The organism is Pseudomonas sp. AU12215, assembly GCF_001675465.2.
Classification (GTDB): domain Bacteria; phylum Pseudomonadota; class Gammaproteobacteria; order Pseudomonadales; family Pseudomonadaceae; genus Pseudomonas; species Pseudomonas nitroreducens.
Genome location: NZ_MACM02000055.1, coordinates 1 through 1,112, shown reverse-complemented (window position 1 = coordinate 1,112; position 1,112 = coordinate 1). Strand labels below are relative to the sequence as shown.

General features: G+C 66.5%; 3 protein-coding genes. All 3 read left to right on the top strand.

What is annotated here, in order from left to right; all coding sequences use genetic code 11:
* The coding region (locus tag A9513_RS13125) for an ArsB/NhaD family transporter (RefSeq protein WP_304362938.1) at positions 1–193 on the top strand (193 nt) is incomplete at its 5' end.
* 29 nt (positions 194–222) lie between these two features.
* On the top strand, positions 223–693 hold the full coding sequence (locus A9513_RS13120; RefSeq protein ID WP_024762776.1) for an arsenate reductase ArsC: 471 nt from the start codon (positions 223–225) through the stop codon (positions 691–693).
* Positions 694–705: 12 nt separating this feature from the next.
* Positions 706–1,112 (top strand): NAD(P)H-dependent oxidoreductase (locus A9513_RS13115; protein WP_176707237.1); only part of this gene is annotated, 407 nt, incomplete at its 3' end.

The window sequence follows — 1,112 nt, the reverse complement described above, 5'->3', positions numbered from 1 at the left end:
CAACGTCATCGGCTGCGATCTCGGCCCGAAGATCACCCCCATCGGCAGCCTCGCCACGCTGCTCTGGCTGCATGTGCTGGAACGCAAGGGCGTGCGGATTACCTGGGGTTACTACTTCAAGGTCGGCATCCTCCTGACCTTGCCGGTTCTGCTGATCACCCTTTCGGCCCTGGCGTTGCGCCTGAGCCTCTGACGTCCCGCCCAGAAGCGGAGGAGCCTTCCATGCGAGTCCTGTTCATGTGCACGGCCAACAGCTGCCGCAGCATCCTCTCCGAGGCGCTGTTCAATCACCTGGCGCCCGAAGGCTTCGAGGCGGTCAGCTCCGGCAGTTTTCCCAAGGGCCAGGTATTGCCCCGCAGCCTCGCCACCCTGGAGCAGGCCGGCATCTCTACCGAAGGCCTGAGCAGCAAGGGCAACGACGCCTTCGAAGGCAACCCGCCGGATATCGTCGTCACCGTCTGCGACAAGGCCGCCGGCGAGGCGTGCCCGGTCTACTTCGGCCCGGCAGTGAAATCCCACTGGGGGCTGGAAGATCCATCGGATGCCGAGGGTGACGAGGCCGCGATCGACGCCGCCTTCCGCGCCACGCTGGCGCGCATCGAACTGCGCTGCCGCGCCTTCTTCGCCCTGCCCTTCGCCACCCTCGGCCGCGACGAACTCAAGCGCGAGCTGGATCGTATCGGCGCCCTTTGATCAGGAGGACACATGTCCGAACAACTGCCCAACCTCGACCTGTCGCTGATCGATCCGCTACCAGCCGCCGCCGATGCCAGCGAGCACAAACCGCGCATCCTGCTGCTTTACGGATCGACGCGCGAGCGCTCCTTCAGCCGCCTGCTGGTGGAGGAAGCCGCACGGCTGCTGCAGCACTTCGGTGCCGAGACGCGCATCTTCAATCCCTCAGGCCTGCCGCTGCCGGACGATGTGCCGGTGGAGCATCCGAAGGTGCAGGAACTGCGTGACCTGGTGCGGTGGTCGGAGGGCCAGGTCTGGTGCTCGCCGGAACGCCACGGCGCACTCTCGGCGGTGTTCAAGGCACAGATCGACTGGATCCCCCTGGCCCTCGGCGCCGTGCGCCCCACCCAGGGCAAGACGCTGGCGGTGATGCAGGT

Bases quoted from the DNA above. Each gene is read 5' to 3' on its own strand.
- A9513_RS13120 (WP_024762776.1), top strand. From the start codon at position 223: ATGCGAGTCCTGTTCATGTGCACGGCCAACAGCTGCCGCAGCATCCTC.